Source organism: Bradyrhizobium sp. F1.4.3 (assembly GCF_040548375.1).
Lineage (GTDB): Bacteria > Pseudomonadota > Alphaproteobacteria > Rhizobiales > Xanthobacteraceae > Bradyrhizobium.
The window spans coordinates 1-2,059 of sequence record NZ_JBEPRN010000042.1; the positions used below are offsets into that span (position 1 = coordinate 1).

2 protein-coding genes are annotated in these 2,059 nt (G+C 62.1%); both read right to left on the minus strand.

The window, feature by feature from the left end; all coding sequences use genetic code 11:
- The coding region (locus ABIB73_RS37475) for a DUF1522 domain-containing protein (RefSeq protein ID WP_354232489.1) at window positions 1–740 on the minus strand (740 nt) is incomplete at its 3' end.
- Window positions 741–1,070: 330 nt separating this feature from the next.
- Window positions 1,071–2,059: DUF1522 domain-containing protein (locus tag ABIB73_RS37480; protein ID WP_354232491.1), on the minus strand; the 989-nt coding region annotated here is incomplete at its 5' end.

The following is a 2,059-nucleotide window of genomic DNA, read 5'->3' on the forward strand; positions in this document are numbered from 1 at the left end:
CCAAGATAGACGGTGGAGTTGCCATTCCCGTCCGTGAGGACATTGCCGACGGTGCCGGATCCCGACGGGATATTCGTCCCGGTCGGAACGTCCGCTGCTTTGAAAGTAATCGTATGTCCATCGACGGTCAGCGTTTCGCCATCGGTAGGAGCTCCGTTGGCAGCGATGGTCGTCGCGCCGGCGGTACCGGCCAACTTCAAGGTGCCGACAAAGGTTGTCGTACCGTCACCGGCCTTTACGGCGTTGCCGGTCAGCCCAGCCGAGACACCGCCGAGCGTCGTCGATCCAGTCGCAACAGTCGCGCCGCCGGCAGCGCCGGAGAACAACACGTTGGAGAGCGCGGTCGTGCTGGAATAGGTCGTGGTGCCGCGCAGGTCAGACGCCGTCGCACCCGCGATCGTGGTCGAGACGTTGGACTTGGTCGAGTAACCGACCGTGGTCTGGAGCGCCTGGTTGGCGATCGACTTCGCGCTGTCGAGCAGCTTCGACAGCGAGGTGATGCCGGTGTTGGCAGCCTGGAGCACCTGCACGCCGTTGGCGATGCCATCGAGCAGGTTGTTGATGTCGCTGGCGCGGTTGTCGAGCGACTGTGCCGTGAAGAAGTTGGTGGGGTTGTCGAGCGCCGAGTTCACCTTCTTGCCAGTCGACAGACGAGACTGGGTGGTGGCGAGCAGGTCGGCGGTGGACTGGAGGGAGAGCAGGTTCTGACGAACCGACGCAGAGAGAACAATACCGGACATAGCTTTTACCCTTCTGGTAGCTAACGCGTCTTCCTTCGACCGCATGGGATCGAGCGACCGAGGCAGGGTGCGTCGACATGGCTAACAAAGGGTGAAACCGAGCTTGCGCTTGTAATCAGCAGTTCACCATAAGTCGATCCTACGGCGCGATCGTGCGCAACGATCAGATTGAAACCATTGGGGTTTCAGTGGCGTTTGCGCTCCGTTAACCATAACCGGAGGTTACTTTTCAGGGCGTCGCCACGAACTTCCAGGAACAACTGGACGACAAAAAAAAGCGGCGGGACCGAAGCCCCGCCGCCTTATTCGTGTTGCGATGTCTGCCGCTTGTTAGCGGAGCAGCTGCAGCACGCTCTGCTGCGACTGGTTGGCCAGCGACAGCGCGGAGACTGCGATCGACTGGCGGGTCGACAGCGCCTGGCTGTTGGCCGCTTCGACGTTGGTGTCGGCCAGCGTCAGGTTGGACGACCCGGTCTGGAGCACGTTGATCAGGTTCTTGTTGAAGTCCTGACGGACCTGCACGACCGAAAGGTTCGAGCCGAGGGTCGACGCTTCCGACCGCAAGGTGCTCGAGGCCGTGTTCAGGCTGGTCAGCACCTTGTTGGTCGCGGAGTTGTCGATGAAGTCCGTCCCCTGCACCAGGCCAGCCAGACCCAGACCCTTCGAGTTGAAGGTCACGCCGGTGATGTTCAGGTTGGACTTGCCGGTCTCATCGAACACCAGCTTGAGCTGGTCGCCGTTGAGCAGGTTCACGCCGTTGAACGATGCATCCAGCGAGGTCGTATCGATCTGCGTCAGGATGTTGTTGTACTGGGACACCAGGTTGGTACGGGTGGCCTGGGCAACAGCATCAGCAACCGGCGCAGTCGCGTTCGAGAAGGTCAGCGCTGTGGTAAGCGTGCCGCCGATGGTACCGCCAGCGGTAGCAGATCCGATCGTCGACGACGCATAGTCGTTGGTTGCCGAGATCGTGAGCGTGCCGTTTGCATCAATCGTGGCCGACAGGTTGTTGGCCTGAAGCTGCGTGTTGAGCTGATCGAGCGTCTTGACCGTGCCGCCGGTGCCGTCGCCGAAGGTGACATTGACCGCCGTGCCGCCGTTGAAGGAGGAGAAGGTCAAGGTCTTGCCGGAGACGCCGCCTGCGGCGGCGCTGCGTCCCGCCGTGAAGGCGGTGCCGGTGCCGGTGGAGCCGGTCAGGCCGAGCGCCGACAGCGCATTCTTGGTGCCGGTGACCGACAGATCCGCGTTTGCACCGGTCGAGAGGTTGAGCGCGCCGGCCACGATCGACGAGTTCTTGGCTCCGCTGGTGGTCTGCAAGG